Source organism: Thioclava sp. DLFJ5-1, assembly GCF_002020115.1.
Taxonomy (GTDB): domain Bacteria; phylum Pseudomonadota; class Alphaproteobacteria; order Rhodobacterales; family Rhodobacteraceae; genus Thioclava; species Thioclava sediminum.
This window is the reverse complement of record NZ_MPZU01000001.1, coordinates 1,256,026-1,274,395: the sequence shown is the minus strand read 5'-3', so window position 1 is coordinate 1,274,395 and position 18,370 is coordinate 1,256,026. Positions and strand designations below refer to the sequence as shown.

Here is an 18,370-nt window from a genome sequence, read left to right as displayed (position 1 = left end):
GTCGTGCCTCACTTCGCCACCAGTTTGCGCGCGGCCTGCGCGCTCTCGATCTCACGCACCACCGGGCCCGCATCGGCGAGGTGGCGGATCAGATGCTTGTCGCCCGCCGTCGTAACGACCTGCACATCGCCCATCAGCGAGCGCACGCCGGAGATTTGCAGAAGCATCACCTGCTTGCCCTGCGGTCCGATCAGCCGCTTGTCCGTCAGCTGCCAGCGCCGTGCAAAGGCCTCCGAGCGGAAATAGAGCCCGCGCGCCGCCATACCGACCACGACGGCGAAGCTCGCGATCACCACCTGATCGGGCTTGCCGAGCCAGAACAGCACCGTCGAGATCAGCACCGCGCCGATCACCGCCAGCACCGCGTGATCGGTCCAGTAGCGTTTCTTGTCCGCCGTGAAGACGGCCAAAACCTTCTCGCCCTCGTCCAGCGGCAATTCGCTTTCGGGGCCGGGGCGGTAGTTGAGAACTTCGTCACGCTCGATCTTAGACATAGGTGCCCTCCGTGAGCGCGCGCCCGCGCTCGGCCCGCAAGTTGCGCGCCAAGAGGTCCATCACCGCCATGCGCACCGCCACGCCCATCTCGACCTGTTCCTGAATGACCGAGCGGTTGATGTCGTCGGCGATCGTGCCGTCGATCTCGACGCCGCGGTTCATCGGGCCGGGATGCATGACGATCGCATCTTCCTTGGCGAAGGCGAGCTTCTCGGCATCCAGCCCGTAACGGTGGAAATATTCGCGCTCGGAGGGGATGAAGCCGCCATCCATGCGCTCTTTCTGAAGCCGCAGCATCATCACCACATCGGCGTCGCGCAGCCCCTCGCGCATGTCGTGATAGACCTCGCAGCCGAATTCGGACACGCCCGAGGGCATGAGGGTCGGCGGCGCGATCAGGCGCACGCGGTTTTCCATCTTGCCCAGCAGGATCAGGTTGGAGCGTGCGACGCGGCTATGGGCGACATCGCCGCAGATCGCGACGGTGAGGCGTTTGATCCGGCCCTTCTCGCGCCGGATCGTCAGCGCATCCAGAAGCGCCTGCGTGGGATGTTCATGCTTGCCGTCGCCTGCATTGATCACCGCGCATTCGACCTTCTGCGCGAGAAGATCGACCGCGCCGGACGAACCGTGCCGCACCACCAGCAGATCGGGATGCATCGCGTTCAGAGTCAGTGCGGTGTCGATCAGGGTCTCGCCCTTCTTCACCGACGAGGTCTGCATCGACATATTCATCACGTCCGCCCCGAGCCGCTTGCCTGCAAGCTCGAAACTGGATTGGGTCCGCGTCGAATTCTCGAAGAACATGTTGATCGCGGTCATCCCGGCCAACGCGTCGGTCTTTTTCACCGTGCGACGGTTCAGATCCACATATTTTTCGGCGAGGTCGAGAACGGTGAGGATATCCTCGGGGCTCAGATGTTCGATCCCCAGCAGGTGCCTTGGGCGAAAAGCCATTGCGCGATGCTCCGGTTAGACTTCGATGCTTATGGCAAACGGGGGGGCGGGCGTCCAGCCGCTTTACCGTCGCAGCACCCATGAGGTAGGGTCGCGCAATGGAGACTCAGCCGACACCGGAACTCGACTATCACGCCGCTCTGGCCGCCCTCGAATGGCAGCTGGAAATGGGCGTCGATACGGTCATCGGCGATACGCCTGTCGATTGCTACGAGCTGCCCGACAAATCCGCGCAGGCCAAGGCGAAGGCGCCCGAGGCCGCGCCCGTGGCGGACCGGGAGTTGCCGCCGGTCGCGCAGATGGCGAAAATCGAGGGTCCCGATCCGGTCGTCGTCGCAGGCGATGCGGCGGGCAAGGCCGACACGCTCGAAGCGCTGCGCGCCGCCATCGACTCCTACGATATGTGCGATCTGAAGCTCGGCGCGCGCAACACTGTCTTTGCCGATGGCAAGCCTGCCGCGCGGGTGATGATCATCGGCGAGGCACCGGGGCGCGAGGAGGACCAGAAAGGCCTGCCATTCGTGGGCCGCGCCGGTCAGCTTCTCGACAAGATGTTCGGCGCGATCGGCCTCTCGCGGCAATCGCCCGATGCCGAGGCGGCACTCTATATCACCAATGTCCTGCCCTGGCGTCCGCCGGGCAATCGCGATCCCTCGCCTGCCGAGATCGCGCAGATGCTGCCCTTCCTCGCCCGCCATGTCGATCTGGCCGATCCCGACCTGATCGTTCTGATGGGCAACGCTGCCTGCGCCGCGGCGTTGGGCAAGCGCGGCATCTTGCGGTTGCGGGGCACCTGGGCCGAGGCCTTCGGGCGGCCCACGCTGCCGATGACGCACCCGGCCTATCTGCTGCGCAATCCGGCCGCCAAGCGCGAAGCCTGGGCCGATCTTCTGCAAATCCGCGCCCGTCTCGACCAGGCGTAAACCGCGCCAAACGGTCGCGCATTCGTGAAAAAGTGACGGACGTGGCGCCGTGACGCGTAGAGATAACCATTCCCTGCACCTATTTCGGCAAGGTAACATGGAAATCGCGCGACCGTGGGCAATTGCGAGCGCCCGCAGCACTGACGACAGATCGGAGACGCCATGCGCTTTCTCACCCGCTCCCTGATGGGGCTGTTTCTTCTGGCGCTGACCGTCGGCCTGCTGGCGATCGGCGGCTTCTCGATCTTTCAGGCGATGCAGGCCCGCAATGCCGAGAACGGGCGCGCGCCGACCGCGCGCGAACGGGTTTTCGCGGCCAATGTGATCCCGGTCGCCTTCAAGACGATGTCGCCGGTGCTGACCGCCTATGGCGAGGTGCGCTCGACCCGCGAGCTGGAGCTGCGCGCCTCGGCAGCGGGCACGATTGTCGAGCTTGCCTCCGATTTCGAGGATGGCGCGGAGGTCGAGAAAGGCGAGCTTCTGGTCAAGCTGGACCCGGCAGAAGCGCAGGCGGCGCGCGACAGCGCCGCGGCGACCGTGGCTGAGGCAGAGGCCGCGCTTGCGCAGGCGGAACGCGCTTTGGCCATATCGAAGGACGATGTGACAGCGGCGCAGCGGCAGGCGGACCTGCGGCTCAAGGCGCTCGACCGGCAGCGCTCGCTCTCGGAGCGGGGCGTCGGCTCGGCGGCCAATCTGGAGACCTCGGAACTGGCGGCCTCGGCGGCCGATCAGGCGGTGCTGAACCGCCGCTCGGCATTGTCGACCGCGCAGGCGCAGCTCGATACTGCGCGCACCTCGCTGACCCGCGCCAAGATCAGCCTGACCGAAGCCGATCGCAAACTGGCCGATACCGAAATTCGCGCCGAGTTCCCGGGGCGTTTGGCCGAGGTGAATGCGGTCGCGGGCGGGCTGGTGTCGAATAACGAGATGCTGGGCAAGCTGATCGATCCCAACGCGCTGGAAATCGCCTTCCGCGTCTCCACCGCGCAATTTGCGCGCCTGACCGACAATCGCGGCGCGCTGCGCGATCTGCCCGTGGGCGTGGAACTGGTCGCGGGGGAGGAGACGCTGACCGCCAAGGCCGAGCTGTCGCGCGTCTCGGCGGCGGTCGATGACGGGGTGACGGGGCGCCTGCTGTTCGCGCGCGTCACCGACGGTCTGGGCAATCTGCGTCCGGGCGATTTCGTGACCGTCCGCCTGAAAGAGCCCGCGCTCGAGAATGTTGCGGAGATCCCTGCCGCGGCGGTCGATGCGGAGAGCACGGTTCTCGTGCTCGGCCCGGAGGATCGTCTGGAAAGCGCCGATGTCACCGTGCTGCGCCGTCAGGGCGACGCGGTTATCATCCGCGCCAAATTCGCGCCCCGCACCGAGATCGTGGCCGAGCGCACGCCGCTTCTGGGCCGCGGGATCAAGCTGCGCCCGATGCGCCCCGGCCAGCCGCAGGCGGCCACCGAGCCCGAGACGATCAATCTCGATCCCGAGCGCCGCGCCAAGCTGGTCAGCTTCGTCGAAACGAACACCGCGATGCCCGACAACGCCAAGAAACGCTTCCTTGCCGAGCTGAAACAGGACGAGGTGCCCGTCGCGACCGTCGAGAAGCTCGAATCCCGGATCGGAGGCTGAGATGGCGTCTGGCCTCGATCCCAGAGAACTGCCGCCCGGCCGCGGGCTGATCGGTCTCTTCACCCGCCACGCGACGCTGGCGAATATCGTGCTGGTCGTGATGATCTGCGCGGGGCTCGTCGCCCTGCCGCGGATGCGCGCGCAGTTCTTCCCGGACTCGGTCGAGGAATCGATCACCGTCTCGGTGCAATGGGACGGCGCAGGCGCGGAGGAGGTCGACCGAGCGATCGTTCAGGTGCTTGAGCCCTCGCTGATTTCGGTTGAGGGTGTGGAAGCCTCGGACAGCCGCGCCTCGGAAGGCTCGGCGCGCATCAGTCTCGATTTCGAACCCGACTGGGACATGTCCCGCGCGGTCAATGATGTCGAGAACGCGCTGGCCTCGGCAGGCGATCTGCCCGAAGGCGCGGAGGATCCGGAAGTGGCGCGCGGCGTCTGGCGCGACACGGTGACCGATCTGGTGATCACCGGGCCGCTCTCGCCCGAGCAGCTGGGCCGGTTGGGCGACGAGGCCGTCGTGCGGCTCTACCAGCAGGGCGTCACGCGCACCTCGCTTGCCGGGATCGCCGCGCCGGAGACGGTCGTCGAAGTGCCGACCGTCTCGATGATGGCGCATGACGTGACGCTAACCCAGATCATCGACGTGATCTCCGCCGAGGCGAATACCGATCCGGCGGGCGAAGTGGCGGGCGGGGCCACGCGGGTGCGCACGGGCGAAGAGCGCCGCTCTGCGCCCGAGATCGAGAACCTCGTGATCCGCACCGAACCGGACGGCTCGCAGCTCACCGTGGGCGATGTCGCCAATATCCGCGTTGAAGGCGGCGACCGGAACCGGGCCTATTTCGTGGGCGACAACGCGGCGGTGGTGATCAATGTCGCGCGCTCGGCGGCGGGCGATGCGATCGCGATCCAGCACAAGGTCGAAGGCGTGATCGACCAGATGCAGCCGACCCTGCCTGCGGGCACCACGATGGATCTGGTGCGCACGCGGTCCGACGCAATCACACAGCGCCTCGATCTGCTGGTGGGCAACGGGGTGCTGGGGCTGAGCCTCGTGCTGGTGCTACTGTTTTTGTTCCTCAACGCGCGCACGGCCTTCTGGGTGGCGATGGGGATCCCGACATCGATGGCTGCGGCGCTGGCGGTGATGTATTTCACCGGCATGACGCTGAACATGATCTCGATCTTCGCGCTCATTCTGACGCTGGGGATCGTGGTCGATGATGCGATCGTGGTGGGCGAGCACGCCGATTTCCGCGCGCGCCATCTGGGCGAGCATCCCACGCTCGCCGCCGAGAACGGCGCGCGGCGCATGGCCGCCCCGGTCTTCGCCTCGACCCTGACGACCGTGATCGCCTTCGCAGGGCTGACCGTGATCGGCGGGCGCATGGGCAATATGATCGTCGACATTCCCTATACGGTGATCGCGGTGCTCGCCGCCTCGCTGATCGAGTGTTTCGTGATCCTGCCCAACCACATGAGCCACGCGCTGCGCCACACCTCCGAAGGCAAGTGGTACGACTGGCCCTCGCGGCAGGTGAACCGCGGGCTCGACTGGTTCCGCCGCGTGGTGATGAAGCCGCTCACCCGGCTGATCGTCATCGGGCGCTACCCGGTGATCGCGGCGGCGATCGCGCTGCTGCTGTGGCAGGTCAGCTTCGTGATGTCGGGCAAGGTGCAGTGGCGCTTCTTCAACCCGCCCGAGCAATCGACGGTGAACGGCGCCTTCTCTATGGTCGAGGGCGCGACCCGGGCCGATACCGAAGAGATGATGCGCACGATGCAGGCGACCGTGACCATGGTCGCCAAGGAATTCGAGGACGAATACGGCGTGAACCCCGTCGAATACGCGATCGGGCAGATTGGCGGCGCATCGGGCCGGGGGCTGGCCTCTGCCGATACCAAGGATGCCGATCTTCTCGGCTCGCTTTCGATCGAGGTGATCGATCCCGATTACCGGCCCTATTCCAGCTTCGATTTCGTCTCGCGGCTGCAGGCCGAAACGCCGCGCCTGCCGCTGGTCGAAGAGATCAGCTTCCGCCGCTTCCGCTCCGGCGGGGCCGGGGACGGGATCGCGGTGCAATTCTCGGGCAACGAGACGCGCATTCTGAAAGACGCCGCCGAAGACCTGAAGACGCAGCTTGCGCAATTCCCCGAAGTCTCGGCGGTGGAGGACAATCTTGCCTATGACAAGCAGGAGCTGATCCTCGATCTCACCCCGCAGGGCGAGGCGCTGGGCTTCGACATCGCGACGCTGGGCCGCGAATTGCGCGCACGTCTGAACGGCACCGAGGCTGCGAGCTTCCCCGACGGGGTGCGCTCGGCCACGATCCGTGTGGAACTGCCCGAGGAGGAGCTGGCCGCCGATTTCATCGACCGGATGCAGCTGCGCGCACCCGGCGGCGAATGGGTGCCGCTGGCCGATATCGTCTCGGTGCGCAGCCAGACCGGCTTCTCGACGATCCGGCGCGAGGATGGCGTGCGGCAGGTCTCGGTCACGGGCGATGTCTCCGAAGACGATCCCGCGCGAGCCAACGAAATTCTGGCGCGCATCTCCGACGAAATCCTGCCGCGGATCTCCGAAGAACGCGGCGTGGCCTATACGCTCACCGGGCAGGCCGAGCAGGAACGCGACTTCATGAACGACGCGATGATCGGCCTGATCATGTGTCTGATCGGAATCTACATCGTGCTCGCGTGGATCTTCGCGAGCTGGACAAGGCCGATCGTGGTGATGTCGGTGATCCCCTTCGGCGCGGTCGGCGCGATCTGGGGCCACTATGTCTGGAACCTGCCGATGTCGATGTTTGCCGTAGTCGGCGGGATCGGGATGATCGGGATCATCATCAACGACGCGATCGTGCTGATCTCCACGGTCGATGAATATGCCGAGAAGCGCGGGATCGTGCCCGCCATCGTCGATGCAGTCTCGGATCGCCTGCGCCCTGTGCTGCTGACGACGCTGACGACGGTTCTGGGTCTCGCGCCGCTCCTCTACGAGCAATCCAGTTCGGCCCTGTTCCTGAAATCCACCGTCATCACGCTGGTCTACGGTCTGGGCTTCGGGATGGTCATCGTGCTGCTGGTCGTGCCCGCGGTGCTCGCGGTGCAGCTCGATTTCGGGCGTCAGGTGCAGGCGGTGCGTCACGGCGTGCGGGTCGTGCGGCTGCGTGGCGTGCTGGCCGGCGTCGCGGCGCTGATGATCGTGGGCTTCGCGCTCACGCTGGGCCGTGCGATGTGGGAGGGTCAGGCGCTGATGCCCGCCTTCGGAGGCTTTGCGCTGATCGCGGGGATGGTGGCGATGGGGGCGGGGCTGATCGCGCCGCGGCTGTTGCGCGGCCATATCCGCCACCGACCGCCGCCGGAAGTCTGACACGCCTGATCTCTGAGAGAGCTGATTACTCGGTGCAGCCCATGATCTCGACCGCGCCGCGATCCGAGAGCACGGTGATGCGCAGATCGCTGGGGTCGAGGTCGAAGGGCTTCGCGTCCGGCGGCACGAAGTCGGCGCTGGTCACGAGGGTATCGCCTTCGCGGTGACTGTCGGCCTCGGACACCCAGACCGGGCGCGAGGCGAGTTCCAGAAGCGCGTTTTCCGTGCCGATCGCGGGCGGCAAATCGACCCGCGCCGTCAGTCGGACTCCATCCTTCATCGGCTCCGTCTCGCAGCGCGTCTGCGGGTCGATCTTGCGCGGCTCGCGGGCGAGCGCCGCCTGAATTTTCGCATCGGGCGTGCCGTCTCCGGTGACCTCGGTCTGCAGATGCAGGCTGACCGGCACGCAGATATTGTCGCAGATCCCGATCATCACATCGGCTTTCAACTGCACCGGCTTGCCCGGATCCTTCGGCGTCACCGAGATCGGCAGCACGACGCCGTCGTGATAGCCGACGGTGCGCATGCCGGAGGACAGGAAGACTTCCGGCGCGGGCCAGTGGACCACGGCCGAGGCGAGGTTGCTTGATCCAGTGAACTGAATCTGCGGCGGGATGCCCGCATCGCCCGGCGAGCGCCAATAGGTTTTCCAGCCGGGCGCGAGCGCAATCTCCAGCGCCGCCATGCGGGTGCCGTTGGCGCCTTTTCCGCCTGCGCGCAGCTGCGCCTGCTCCAACCCCGGGGGCGTCGGCAGTGCGGGCATCGACGCGTCTTGCGGCGTGACCTGCTCTTGCGCTGCGATCTGCGCGACAGCTTCCTGGGCCGCCACGCCGAGCGGGCAGCAGCCAAGCAGGATCCCCATGACTGGTAACAAACGTGTCATATGTTTTACCTAGTCGCTTCCCTGCACGTTCAGAAGTCACAAACGCGACAGAAGCGTGCAACATTTTGTCCCGGCGCGCGGCAATGCGAAACAATTCCTGCGTCTGGCTTGAATAGACGCGCCCCTCGCGCCACCTTGAATAGAGATGGGATGCAACTGCGAAGGGGAGCGAGATGGACCTGACAGGCAAGTTTCTGATCGCGATGCCCGGTATGGGCGATCCGCGATTCGAGCATTCGGTGATCGCCGTCTGCGCCCATTCTGATGAGGGTGCGATGGGCCTGATCATCAACAAACCCTTGCCGACGCCCGCCTTCTCGGACCTTCTCGAAAGCCTCGATATCGAACGGCCCGGTGCGGATATCCGCTTCGATCAGCCGATCCTCTTTGGCGGTCCGGTCGAAACCGGGCGCGGCTTCGTGCTGCATTCGCCGGACTGGACGACCGGCGAGGGTCAGATGGAAGTCACCGACCGGCTGCGGATGACTGGCACGCGCGACATTCTCGAAGATATCGCGATGGGGCGTGGCCCGAACCAGGCGCTGATGGCGCTGGGCTATGCGGGCTGGGGGCCGGGTCAGCTGGAGGAGGAAATCCTCGACAATGGCTGGCTCACTGCCGACAGCGACGCCGACCTCGCGCTCGATGCCGAGCATGAGACGAAATGGGTGCGCGCGCTCGAAGGCATGGGGATCGACCCGCGAACGCTTTCGGCTGCGGCGGGGCATGCGTAAGGGGTGAACGGGGAGGGGGCGTTGCCCCCGCGCTTTCGCGCCCCCCGGGATATTTAAACCAACACGAAGAGGCGATCAGTCGCGCGGAGCTGCCGCGCGGCGCAGGCGGTCGTTGATCGCGCGGCCGAGGCCGGTTTCCGGGATCGGGGCGAAGGCGAGCGTGGTGAGGCCGCGCGTCCGGGCGAGCGCGTCGCCCTTGCGCAGCATCGCGAAGAGGTTCGCCGCCGCCTCGGTTAGATCGCCCGAGGGCGAGAGGTTCAGATCGGCGGTCGGGCAATCGCCGCCGAAGCCGATCCAGACCGCATCCGGGTGCGGGGCGGTCACATCCAGCAGCACGGCGGCGCCCGGCGCATAATGCGATTTGAGCTGCCCCGGCGCGTTGGGCTTGGCCGCGTCGCCGCCGGTGGGCAGTGGCTGGCCGATCAGCGTCTCGATCTCTTCGGCAGCGACTCCGCCGGGGCGCAGCAATGCGGGCGGGTCGAGCGCAAGAATGGTGGATTCCACCCCGACCTCGCAGGGGCCGCCATCGATCACCGCCGCGATCTTACCGCTAAGCCCGTCCATCACATGCTGCGCCGTGGTCGGGCTGATCTTGCCTGATGGGTTGGCCGAGGGCGCGGCCAGCGGCCCACCGAATTCCATCAGCAGCGCGCGGGCGACCGGATGCGCGGGCAGGCGGATCGCGACCGTGTCATGTCCGGCCGTCACAAGATCGGAGAGCCCGGCCTCGGGGCGCAGCGGCAGGACCAGCGTCAGCGGTCCCGGCCAGTAGCGCGCGGCGATCTGGCGGGCGGCGTCGGAGACCACGGCGATCTCTTCCGCAGCCTCGATCGACGGCAGATGCACGATCAGCGGATTGAACTTCGGACGCCCCTTCGCCGCGAAGATCGCCGCCACCGCGCGGTCGTTGCGCGCATCGCCTGCAAGCCCGTAGACCGTCTCGGTCGGCATCGCGACCAGTTCGCCCGCGCGCAGCAAGGCGGCTGCCTGCGCATAGCCCTCGGCATCGGCGGAAAGGAGTTTCGTGTCTTGGCTCATGCAGTCGTGACGCAGCGTTGGAGTTGAAGGGGGCTGCCCTTGCGGTAGGGTATCGGCAACCCGACAGGACATAGACGCGCGCGCGGCAATTGCCAAGCTGCCCGGAGGAGACCCATGACTTACCGTTCCCCCGTCACCGATATTCGCTTCATTCTCGACCACGTCGTGCCGCTCGCACCGGTCGCGGCTACCGAGATGTTTGCCGAGGCGACCCCCGATATGGTCGAAGCGATCCTCACCGAAGGCGGCAAGCTCTGCGACGAGGTGATCGCGCCGACCAATCGCGACGGCGATCTGACGCCCGCGAAACTGGAGAACGGGGTGGTGCGCTCGCCCGCCGGCTTCAAGGAGGCCTTCGCGGCGCTGGCCGAGGGCGGCTGGATCGGCATCGCGGCGGACCCGGAGCATGGCGGGATGGGCCTGCCGCAGGCGCTGAACGTCGGCTTCAACGACATGCTCTCGGGCGCGAACCTGTCGCTGCAACTCAACCCGCTGCTGACGCAGGGCCAGATCGAGGCGCTGGAGCATCACGCCTCCGACGAGATCAAGGCGCTCTATCTGCCCAAGCTGATCTCGGGCGAATGGTCGGGCACGATGAACCTGACCGAGCCGGGGGCGGGCTCCGATGTGGGCGCGCTGAAGACCAAGGCGGTGCCCAATGATGATGGCACCTATGCGATCTCGGGGCAGAAGATTTTCATCACCTGGGGCGACAATGACTGCGTCGAGAACACCTGCCATCTGGTGTTGGCGCGTCTTCCCGATGCGGCCCCCGGCACGAAGGGCATCAGCCTCTTCATGGTGCCGAAGCTGATCCCGGATGCCGACGGCAAGCCGGGCGTCGCCAACTCGCTCAAAGTGGTCTCGCTGGAGCACAAGCTGGGCATCCACGGCTCGCCCACCTGCGTGATGAGCTATGAGGGCGCGACTGGCTGGCTCGTCGGCGAAGAGAACAAGGGCATGGCCGCGATGTTCACGATGATGAACAACGCGCGTCTGAACGTGGGTGCGCAAGGTATCGGCGTGGCCGAGGCCGCCTATCAGCAGGCGCTGGCCTATGCGAAGGACCGGGTGCAGTTTGCGCCGATCGTGGAGCATGCCGATGTGCGCCGGATGCTGGCGGGCATGAAGGCCGAGATTTTCGCGGCACGTTCGATCGCGCTGGCCTGTGGCGTCGCGATCGACATGGGGCGTGCGACGGGTGATGCGAATTGGCAGGCCCGCGCGGCGCTGCTGACGCCGATCGCGAAGGCTTACGGCACCGATATGGGCATCCGCGTGGCGTCGACCGGCGTGCAGGTGCATGGCGGCATGGGCTTCATCGAAGAGACCGGTGCAGCGCAATATCTCCGCGATGTGCGGATCACCACGATCTACGAGGGCACCAACGGCATTCAGGCGATGGACCTTGTGGGCCGCAAGATGATGGACGAGGGCAAGGCCGCTTTCCGTCTGCTGCAGGAGATCGAGGACGAGGCGCAGGGCGCGCGGGGCGATTTCCCGGTGCTGGCCGAAGACGTCTGGCAGGCGGCCGAGGAACTGCGCGAGCACACCGAATGGATGGTCAGCCAAGGCATGCAGGACCGCTTCGCGGGGGCCGTGCCCTATCTCGACGCCTTCGCACGGGTTCTGGGCGGCTATTACCACCTGCGCGCCGCGATGGCCGAGGGGCGTGATTCCGCGCGTGGCCACCTGGCTGCCGTCTATATTCGTCGCCTGATGCCCGCCTATTCGGCCTCGCTGGCCGAGGCGAAGGAAGGGGCGGAAGGGCTTTACGCGCTCAGCGTCGAAGACCTCGAGGCATGAGGGGCGAGGACGCCCGCGTGTCGATGAATGGCATCCGCTATCCTTGGGGGGAACCGCCCGAGCCGGGCGGGGCAATCGAGGTTGCGCCTGGGGTGATGTGGGTGCGCCTGCCGCTGCCGATGGCACTCGACCACGTCAATTGCTTCGCGCTCGATGAGGGCGATGGCTGGGCGCTGGTCGATCCCGGGATCGACACGCGCAAATGCCGGACGGCGCTGCAGGCGGCGATGGATGGGCCGCTGGGTGGCAAGCCGGTCACCAAGGTTCTTGTGACGCATTACCACCCCGATCACATCGGGCTGGCGGGCTGGCTGCAGGAGCAGGGGGCCGAGCTGATCACGACCCGCACCTCGTGGCTGTTCGCGCGGATGCTGCAACTCGACCCGCAGGACCGGCCCGTGTCCGAGACGCTTGATTACTACCGGCGCGCCGGGATGGACCCGGCGCTTCTGGACAAGCGCGCCAACGAGCGGCCCTTCAACTTCGCCGATTGCGTCCATGCGCTGCCGCTTGGCTTCACCCGGATCGTGGAGGGCGACGAAATCACCCTCGGCGGGCGGCGTTGGGCGGTGAAGATGGGTGACGGGCACGCGCCCGAACACGCGACGCTGTGGAGCTTGGACGACGATCTGGTTCTGGGCGGCGATCAGCTTCTGCCGTCGATCTCGGCCAATCTGGGCGTCTATGCGACCGAACCCGAGGCCGATCCGCTGGCCGACTGGCTGACCTCCTGCGCGCGCTTTACCGAGATCGCGGAGGATCGTCACCTCGTGCTGCCCGGCCACAAGCTGCCCTTCACCGGGTTGCCGCTGCGGCTGCGCCAGATGATCGAGAACCACGAGGGCGCGCTGAAACGTCTGCGCAAGCATCTCGACACCCCGCGCACCGCCTGCGAGTGCTTCCCGCCGCTGTTCAAACGCCAGATCGACGAGAGCACCCACGGGCTCGCGATGGTCGAAGCGATGGCGCATCTCAACCATCTTTGGCACAAAGGGGAGGTGAGCCGCACCTTGCGAGAGGACGGCGCCTGGCTCTGGAGCCTGACATGACCGAGATACGCACCACCGCCGAAGCCCATGAGGAAGCCGCCCTTCCGAATGCGAAAGTGGTGCATACCTCGGAGAACGCGCCGAAGACCGCCGAGGTCAAACCGCTTCCGCCCGAGTTGGCGCGCGGACGGCCCGAGGATAAGAGCCCGGCGCAATGGGCCTATGAGCGGGTTCTGCTCTATATCCAGAACTTCGAAGAGCAGTTGCAGGAAGACGAGGAGGTCGTGCTTGGCCTCACCGGCGGCGAGGCGGGCGTCCTGCAGATCGAGGGGATCGGCTTTTTCGACCCCGACATCCTCACTTTCGACGGCACCGACGAATACGGCGCGCGCACGCAGCTCATCCAGCATTTAACATCTTCCCCTCCCTGAAGGGCGGGGATTTCCACTTCGGCCCTATGCGGCATCGAACCGCTCCGGGCCGAGATGAGTTGACGCTTCATGGGCGGCTGATGCCTGAGCCTCCACGTCCAGCAACGGAGCGTTCCCCCGCTGATCCTCGTCCCGGGCGAGAGCCCGGGCCAGGATATTCTTCGCCGCGTTGATATCGGCATTGGTTTGCGCGCCGCAGGCGGTGCATGCGAAGAGAGCTTGGCTCTCGCGGCTCCTCGCATCCACATGGCCGCATACGGCGCAGGTCTGGCTGGTGTAAGCGGCCGGGACCTTGATCAGGATCCCTCCCGTTTCCTCGAGCTTGTAGCCGAGCATGCGCTCCAGCGCATGCCAGCCGACGTTCAGAATCTCCCGGTTCAGCCCGGCTTTTTGCGCCACGTTACGCCCCGGCGCCTCCGCCGTGCCGCGCGCAGAGCGGGTCATGGCGCCGATCTTGAGATCCTCGATCGCCACCAGCCCATGATCCCGCGCCAATCGGCGCGACAGCACATGGGCCAGGTGGGCCCGGACCCGGGCGTCCCGCGCCCGCAGGGTGGCCAGGCGGCGGCGCGCCCGCGCATAACGGGCCGATCCCCGCTTGCGGCGCGACAGCGTCTTCTGGGCGCGGCGGATCGCGGCCCGGCGCCGCTTCACCGTCTTCGGAAGATGGACCATCTCCCCGGTCGAAAGCGCGTAGGGCACGGCCACGCCGCGATCGATGCCCACGGCGGCGGCCGGAACCAGCCGCTCTTCAATCTCGCAGCGGGTTGCGATCGAGATCTCCCAGCCGCCGTCGGGGCGGCGCCGGAGCGTCGCGTTGCGGATCTCGACCGTGCCATCGGCCCGGGCGCGCAGCGGACGGGTGTCGCGATAGCGGATCCAGCCGATCTTCGGGATGCGGACCTCTGACCATTTTGCGTTCAATTTTCGCAGCGCGATCTCGCGGCCAACATGGCGGAAACTGTCCGCCGCGCCCCGCTTGCGCGGGCGCGGATATCCGGCCCGCCCCTCGAAAAAATTCGCATAGGCTCGATCGAGATCGATCAGGGCCTGGTTCTGCGCAGTCTGGCTGATGGCACGGATCCAGTCGAAGTCGCTACGAAGCTCTGAAAGCTCGCGCGAAAGACCTTTAGCACCGAAATTCCTTGGATCGCCGCCGGCAAAAGGCCGGCCGCCCCATGTTCGCCGCTGCTCTAGCGCCAGATTGTAGACTAGGCGCGTGACGCCAGCCGTCTGCGCGAGCAGGACTTCCTGCTCCGGCGTCGGCTTGAGCCGGTAGACATGGCCACGGATCGTCTGCATAGTCAAATTATAACATTTGGTCTTAGGGTTCTCAATATGGAATATAGATCGGGAAGACAAGTTGTTAGCGACCTCCATGTCCACTTGGTCTTTGTAACCAAGTCCCGGCGTGGTCTTCTTGACGCTGATGCTCATCAGCGTCTTAAAGGTGCCTTCGAGAAAGTCGCCGCAGGCTTCGGCGCCACTGTGGTTGAATGCGATGGCGAGGACGATCACATGCATCTGTTGCTGGAGTATCCAGCAACAGTGCCGGTTGCGAAGCTTGTCAACTCATTGAAAGGGGTCGGGTCGCGGCTATTGCTGCGCGACCGTGAAGATTTGCGGCGCCGCAGCCCGAAGGGCCTTTGGTCGCCGAGTTACTTTGCCGCCAGCTGCGGCGGGCCGCCCCTCGATGTCATCCGCGACTATGTGCGGAAACAGAGAGCGCCGACGGCATAAAACTGCCTTATCCCTCCCCGCCCTAAAGGACGGGGTTCCCGGGCATTGGGCGAACCAGCTCAACGTGATGCTGATCGCGCAGCCGAAACCGGTCGCGGACGAAGCGGCGCGCCGTATCGGCTTCCGGCTCGCCCGCGCGCTGGAAGAAGAAAATGCATCTGACAGCGCGAACCCTCAAGACGAGGCGTGACAGCTTGTCGCGGCTCGGCTAGTTTTCCCTCTGGGAGACAGCGCAAAAGGGAGAACGCGCAATGGCCGAGTATAAACCGGGCAATATGGACATTCGTGACCAGGAGAGAACATTCAGCGGTTTTGTTCGCTTCGTCACGATTTCGGTGATTGTGATCATCTGCTTTCTGGTGTTTCTCGCTCTCGTAGGCGGCTGACGCGACCGGCGGCGGCTGAAAAAGACATGCTTGGGAACGGGAGATCGGGCAGATGATGCGCGTGCTTCTTGTCTGCCTGATGCTGCCGCTTCTTCTGGCTGGCTGCGGGGCGGATAACATCTATGCCTCGGATGCCGAGGTCGCCAAATATCGCTATGTTTCCGACGAACCGCCTTCGGTCACGCTTTATACCGTGATCTCGACCAATACCGGCTCGGGCGGGCATTCGGCGCTGCTGATCAACGGGCGTGAGCGGATCATCTTCGATCCGGCAGGCACCTGGAATCATCCCTGGGCGCCCGAGCGCCACGATGTGCATTTCGGCATTACCGAGAAGATGCGGAAATTCTACATCGACTACCATGCCCGCGAGAGCTGGTATGTGCGCGCCCAGAAGCTTCCGATCACGATGGCGCAGGCCGATCAGTTGATGGCCCGCGTGGAGCGCAACGGCTCGGTCAACAAGATGATGTGCGCGGATTCGGTGTCGAGCGCGCTGCGCGACATGCCGTGGCTGCACGACAAGGTGCCCTTCACCTTCTCGCCGCTGAAACTGTCGAAGGCGTTCGGGCAGTTGCCGGGCGTGACCGAGAAGGATCACTACGACAACGATCCCGATGACAATTCGGGCGTGCTGATGATCCAGCAGCAGCCCTACAATCACGGCGACACCCAGTTCAGAAACTGAACGTGCCTTCAGACATCGCCTCGCCTGCGTGACAATGCGCGGGCGAGTGCGGGACCTGCGATCAGCACCAGCAGGAAGCGGCCGATCTGCATCGCCATGACGAAGGGCACATCTACCTGTGTGCCCGCCGCGATGATCGCCACCGAATCCGCGCCGCCCGGGCTGGTGGCGAGATAGGCGGTCACAGGCTCGATCCCGGCGAAATAGACCAATCCCATCGCGAAGGCCGCGCAGAGGGCGATCAATGCGATGATCGAGCCGAGGATGCGCGGCAGCAGCCGTGCGGCATGGCGCAGCACGGCGCGTGTGAAGCGCATCCCGATCCCCCAGCCGACCACCGCATAGCTGATCGCGAGCACGGTCTGGGGTAGCGTGATCGTCAGCAAGCCGGAGGCGCTTGCGATCAGTCCGAAGGCCATCGGCAGCAGCAGGCCGCCACCCGGAATGCGCAGCCGCACGCCCAGAAAGGCAGCCCCGATCCCGAGCGCGAGCGTCTCGACCGCGGCGAGGACGTCCATCGGGCCTTGCTCGGCGAGTGCCGCGCCGACTTCCCTAGCCTGCGCCACGCCGAAAATCTGCACGACAGCGGTGGCGGCGATCGCACAGCAGGCGACGCGGGTATATTGCATGACGGCGACGAGCCGCATGTCAGCGCCGTAATCGTCCGACATCAGCGTCATCGCGGTCGCGGCTCCGGGGGAGGAGCCCCAGATCGCCGTCGTGCCCGGCAAGCCGCCCGCCCGCGCCATCACCCAGCCGAGCGCGCTCGCCCCCAGCACGGTGGAGAGCGTTCCGGCAAGGAAGATCGGCCAGTCGCGGGCGATCTCGGGCAGGATCGAGGCGGGAAGCTTCGAGGCGATCATCACGCCCACGACACCCTGCGCCGCGATGAAGCCCAAAGGCGGCAGCCGCACCGCCCCGCCGCTCGCGGCAAGCGCGATCGCGACCGCCATCGGCCCCAGAAGAAGCGCCGCCGCGAGATGCGCGAGACTCAGAGCGAAGGCCAGAAGCGCAGAGCCCGCGAGGAGGACCGCCCAGCGCAATGCAGGGGGCCAGTGGTCGGGGGCGTATCGGAAGGGAGGCAAAGAGCGCATGGGGACTTTGAAGACGAAAATCAGGTATTTCCGAGCAGATAGGGCGATGCGCGTCAAGCGCCCAGCGAAATAGGGGCGGAAATTGCCCGGCATATCGGCTTTGCGCGGCGCTCGTGGCAGAACCCCGCCAGAGCCCGCGCAGAGATCTGCCAGCTTTCTTGTCGCAGCGGTGTGAGTTGAATTGATCCCTGCGCGAAACCGGGCACCCTAGAGCCAGTCCCGCTTTCAATGCGGGCAATGTCATATGGGAGGAAAGGATGTTCCAGAACATCAAGCTCGGCGCGCTGATCGCCGGGGCCGTGGCGCTGAGCGCGCCCGTCGCGAAGGCCGAGAACTTCATCAACATTCTCACCGGGGGCACCTCGGGCGTCTACTATCCGCTCGGCGTGGCGCTGTCGGAAGTCTATGGCGAGACGATGCCTGACGCGCGCGTGCAGGTGCAGTCGACCAAGGCCTCGGTCGAGAACCTCAACCTGCTCCAGCAGGGCCGGGGCGAGCTGGCCTTTGCGCTGGGGGATTCGGTGAAGGACGCCTGGGAGGGTAACCCCGAGGCAGGCTTCAAGGCGCCGCTGGGCAAGCTGCGCGCCATCGCGGCGATCTACCCGAACTTCATTCAGGTCGCGGCCCTCAAGGATGCGGGTGCCACCACGATCACCGATCTCAAGGGCAAGAGTCTCTCTGTCGGCGCCGCGAAATCGGGCACCGAACTGAACGCGCGCAAGATCTTCGACGCGGCGGGCATGAGCTATGACGATCTGGGCAAGGTCGAGTATCTGCCGTTCTCGGAATCGGTCGAACTGATGAAGAACCGCCAGCTCGACGCGACCTTCCAGTCCTCGGGCCTCGGCAACGCGGCGCTGAAGGACCTCTCGACCACGCAGGACGTGACCTTCGTCGCGATCCCGGCCGATATCGCCGAGAAACTGGGCGCGCCCTACAAGGCGGGCGTGATCCCGGCGGGCACCTATCCGGGCCAGGACGCGGATGTGCCGACCGTGGCGATCACGAATATCCTCGTGACCCGTGAAGGCGTGTCCGACGAGGAAGCCTACCAGATGACCAAGCAGCTCTTCGAACATCTCGACACGCTCAAGGCGGCGCATTCGGCGGCCAATGGGATCTCGGCCGAGGCGGCGGTGCAGGGTCTTCCGATCCCGCTGCATCCGGGCGCCGAGCGTTACTACAAGGAAATCGGTATCCTGAAGTAACGCCG

18 protein-coding genes are annotated in these 18,370 nt (G+C 65.8%); 12 read left to right on the top strand and 6 right to left on the bottom strand.

Annotated features, from left to right (window positions below; all coding sequences use genetic code 11):
* Nucleotides 1-8 precede the first annotated feature (8 nt).
* Entirely contained in the window at nt 9-494 is a 486-nt protein-coding gene (locus BMI86_RS06060; RefSeq protein WP_078540184.1) for a hypothetical protein, read from the bottom strand.
* A complete protein-coding gene (locus BMI86_RS06055) occupies nt 487-1,452 on the bottom strand; it encodes an aspartate carbamoyltransferase catalytic subunit (RefSeq protein ID WP_078540183.1) in 966 nt (321 codons plus the stop codon). Before BMI86_RS06055 ends, BMI86_RS06060 begins: the two co-directional genes overlap by 8 nt.
* 98 nt (nt 1,453-1,550) lie before the next feature.
* Between BMI86_RS06055 and BMI86_RS06050 the strand changes: the two genes are divergently transcribed.
* The 3 genes from BMI86_RS06050 to BMI86_RS06040 all read left to right on the top strand — a co-directional run bounded on the left by BMI86_RS06050 (nt 1,551) and on the right by BMI86_RS06040 (nt 7,368).
* The gene (locus tag BMI86_RS06050) at nt 1,551-2,375 is read left to right on the top strand and encodes a uracil-DNA glycosylase (RefSeq protein WP_078540182.1); all 825 of its coding nucleotides are present in this window, start codon (nt 1,551-1,553) and stop codon (nt 2,373-2,375) included.
* Between the two features lie 162 nt (nt 2,376-2,537).
* Complete coding sequence (locus BMI86_RS06045; RefSeq protein ID WP_078540181.1) at nt 2,538-3,998, top strand: HlyD family efflux transporter periplasmic adaptor subunit; 1,461 nt, start codon at nt 2,538-2,540, stop codon at nt 3,996-3,998.
* A gap of 1 nt (nt 3,999) precedes the next feature.
* Nucleotides 4,000-7,368: an efflux RND transporter permease subunit gene (locus BMI86_RS06040; RefSeq protein WP_078540180.1), complete on the top strand. Its 3,369-nt coding sequence runs from the start codon at nt 4,000-4,002 to the stop codon at nt 7,366-7,368.
* Nucleotides 7,369-7,393: 25 nt separating this feature from the next.
* On the opposite strand, the gene BMI86_RS06035 is transcribed toward BMI86_RS06040, so the two are convergent.
* On the bottom strand, nt 7,394-8,251 hold the full coding sequence (locus BMI86_RS06035) for a protein-disulfide reductase DsbD domain-containing protein (RefSeq protein ID WP_078540179.1): 858 nt from the start codon (nt 8,249-8,251) through the stop codon (nt 7,394-7,396).
* A gap of 173 nt (nt 8,252-8,424) precedes the next feature.
* Here BMI86_RS06035 and BMI86_RS06030 point away from each other — a divergent pair, with 173 nt between their 5' ends.
* Complete coding sequence (locus BMI86_RS06030; RefSeq protein WP_078521749.1) at nt 8,425-8,985, top strand: YqgE/AlgH family protein; 561 nt, start codon at nt 8,425-8,427, stop codon at nt 8,983-8,985.
* A gap of 75 nt (nt 8,986-9,060) precedes the next feature.
* On the opposite strand, the gene BMI86_RS06025 is transcribed toward BMI86_RS06030, so the two are convergent.
* The gene (locus BMI86_RS06025) at nt 9,061-10,023 is read right to left on the bottom strand and encodes an L-threonylcarbamoyladenylate synthase (RefSeq protein WP_078540178.1); all 963 of its coding nucleotides are present in this window, start codon (nt 10,021-10,023) and stop codon (nt 9,061-9,063) included.
* Nucleotides 10,024-10,137: 114 nt separating this feature from the next.
* On the opposite strand from BMI86_RS06025, the gene BMI86_RS06020 reads away from it, so the two are divergent.
* The 3 genes from BMI86_RS06020 to BMI86_RS06010 are packed head-to-tail and all read left to right on the top strand — an operon-like array spanning nt 10,138 to nt 13,249.
* A complete protein-coding gene (locus tag BMI86_RS06020; RefSeq protein WP_078540177.1) occupies nt 10,138-11,829 on the top strand; it encodes an acyl-CoA dehydrogenase in 1,692 nt (563 codons plus the stop codon).
* A complete protein-coding gene (locus tag BMI86_RS06015; protein WP_246831641.1) occupies nt 11,826-12,878 on the top strand; it encodes an MBL fold metallo-hydrolase in 1,053 nt (350 codons plus the stop codon). The genes BMI86_RS06020 and BMI86_RS06015 overlap by 4 nt, the downstream gene beginning before the upstream one ends.
* Nucleotides 12,875-13,249 carry a hypothetical protein gene (locus BMI86_RS06010; protein ID WP_078521745.1) on the top strand — a complete coding sequence of 125 codons (375 nt, stop codon included), beginning with the start codon at nt 12,875-12,877 and terminating at the stop codon, nt 13,247-13,249. The genes BMI86_RS06015 and BMI86_RS06010 overlap by 4 nt, the downstream gene beginning before the upstream one ends.
* Nucleotides 13,250-13,273: 24 nt before the next feature.
* Here the strand turns inward: BMI86_RS06010 and BMI86_RS06005 are convergent, their stop codons facing one another.
* Nucleotides 13,274-14,551, bottom strand: coding sequence for an RNA-guided endonuclease TnpB family protein (locus tag BMI86_RS06005; RefSeq protein WP_078521744.1), 1,278 nt, complete (start codon nt 14,549-14,551; stop codon nt 13,274-13,276).
* A 36-nt stretch (nt 14,552-14,587) separates the two neighbouring features.
* On the opposite strand from BMI86_RS06005, the gene tnpA reads away from it, so the two are divergent.
* The 4 genes from tnpA (at nt 14,588) to BMI86_RS05990 (ending at nt 16,063) form a co-directional block, all read left to right on the top strand.
* The gene (gene tnpA, locus BMI86_RS06000) at nt 14,588-14,989 is read left to right on the top strand and encodes an IS200/IS605 family transposase (RefSeq protein ID WP_078522116.1); all 402 of its coding nucleotides are present in this window, start codon (nt 14,588-14,590) and stop codon (nt 14,987-14,989) included.
* Nucleotides 14,990-15,056: 67 nt separating this feature from the next.
* Nucleotides 15,057-15,179: a hypothetical protein gene (locus BMI86_RS21550; RefSeq protein WP_256376240.1), complete on the top strand. Its 123-nt coding sequence runs from the start codon at nt 15,057-15,059 to the stop codon at nt 15,177-15,179.
* A gap of 61 nt (nt 15,180-15,240) precedes the next feature.
* On the top strand, nt 15,241-15,375 hold the full coding sequence (locus BMI86_RS05995; protein WP_078521743.1) for an aa3-type cytochrome c oxidase subunit IV: 135 nt from the start codon (nt 15,241-15,243) through the stop codon (nt 15,373-15,375).
* A 52-nt stretch (nt 15,376-15,427) separates the two neighbouring features.
* Nucleotides 15,428-16,063, top strand: coding sequence for a hypothetical protein (locus BMI86_RS05990; protein ID WP_246831640.1), 636 nt, complete (start codon nt 15,428-15,430; stop codon nt 16,061-16,063).
* 8 nt (nt 16,064-16,071) lie between these two features.
* On the opposite strand, the gene BMI86_RS05985 is transcribed toward BMI86_RS05990, so the two are convergent.
* Nucleotides 16,072-17,106: an AbrB family transcriptional regulator gene (locus BMI86_RS05985; protein WP_246831639.1), complete on the bottom strand. Its 1,035-nt coding sequence runs from the start codon at nt 17,104-17,106 to the stop codon at nt 16,072-16,074.
* Between the two features lie 308 nt (nt 17,107-17,414).
* Here BMI86_RS05985 and BMI86_RS05980 point away from each other — a divergent pair, with 308 nt between their 5' ends.
* The gene (locus tag BMI86_RS05980) at nt 17,415-18,365 is read left to right on the top strand and encodes a TAXI family TRAP transporter solute-binding subunit (RefSeq protein WP_078521742.1); all 951 of its coding nucleotides are present in this window, start codon (nt 17,415-17,417) and stop codon (nt 18,363-18,365) included.
* Nucleotides 18,366-18,370 lie beyond the last annotated feature (5 nt).

Coding starts and splice junctions, on each gene's coding strand:
- BMI86_RS06060 (WP_078540184.1), bottom strand. CDS start 494: ATGTCTAAGATCGAGCGTGACGAAGTTCTCAACTACCGCCCCGGCCCC.
- BMI86_RS06055 (WP_078540183.1), bottom strand. CDS start 1,452: ATGGCTTTTCGCCCAAGGCACCTGCTGGGGATCGAACATCTGAGCCCC.
- BMI86_RS06050 (WP_078540182.1), top strand. CDS start 1,551: ATGGAGACTCAGCCGACACCGGAACTCGACTATCACGCCGCTCTGGCC.
- BMI86_RS06045 (WP_078540181.1), top strand. CDS start 2,538: ATGCGCTTTCTCACCCGCTCCCTGATGGGGCTGTTTCTTCTGGCGCTG.
- BMI86_RS06040 (WP_078540180.1), top strand. CDS start 4,000: ATGGCGTCTGGCCTCGATCCCAGAGAACTGCCGCCCGGCCGCGGGCTG.
- BMI86_RS06035 (WP_078540179.1), bottom strand. CDS start 8,251: ATGACACGTTTGTTACCAGTCATGGGGATCCTGCTTGGCTGCTGCCCG.
- BMI86_RS06030 (WP_078521749.1), top strand. CDS start 8,425: ATGGACCTGACAGGCAAGTTTCTGATCGCGATGCCCGGTATGGGCGAT.
- BMI86_RS06025 (WP_078540178.1), bottom strand. CDS start 10,023: ATGAGCCAAGACACGAAACTCCTTTCCGCCGATGCCGAGGGCTATGCG.
- BMI86_RS06020 (WP_078540177.1), top strand. CDS start 10,138: ATGACTTACCGTTCCCCCGTCACCGATATTCGCTTCATTCTCGACCAC.
- BMI86_RS06015 (WP_246831641.1), top strand. CDS start 11,826: ATGAGGGGCGAGGACGCCCGCGTGTCGATGAATGGCATCCGCTATCCT.
- BMI86_RS06010 (WP_078521745.1), top strand. CDS start 12,875: ATGACCGAGATACGCACCACCGCCGAAGCCCATGAGGAAGCCGCCCTT.
- BMI86_RS06005 (WP_078521744.1), bottom strand. CDS start 14,551: ATGCAGACGATCCGTGGCCATGTCTACCGGCTCAAGCCGACGCCGGAG.
- tnpA (WP_078522116.1), top strand. CDS start 14,588: ATGGAATATAGATCGGGAAGACAAGTTGTTAGCGACCTCCATGTCCAC.
- BMI86_RS21550 (WP_256376240.1), top strand. CDS start 15,057: ATGCTGATCGCGCAGCCGAAACCGGTCGCGGACGAAGCGGCGCGCCGT.
- BMI86_RS05995 (WP_078521743.1), top strand. CDS start 15,241: ATGGCCGAGTATAAACCGGGCAATATGGACATTCGTGACCAGGAGAGA.
- BMI86_RS05990 (WP_246831640.1), top strand. CDS start 15,428: ATGATGCGCGTGCTTCTTGTCTGCCTGATGCTGCCGCTTCTTCTGGCT.
- BMI86_RS05980 (WP_078521742.1), top strand. CDS start 17,415: ATGTTCCAGAACATCAAGCTCGGCGCGCTGATCGCCGGGGCCGTGGCG.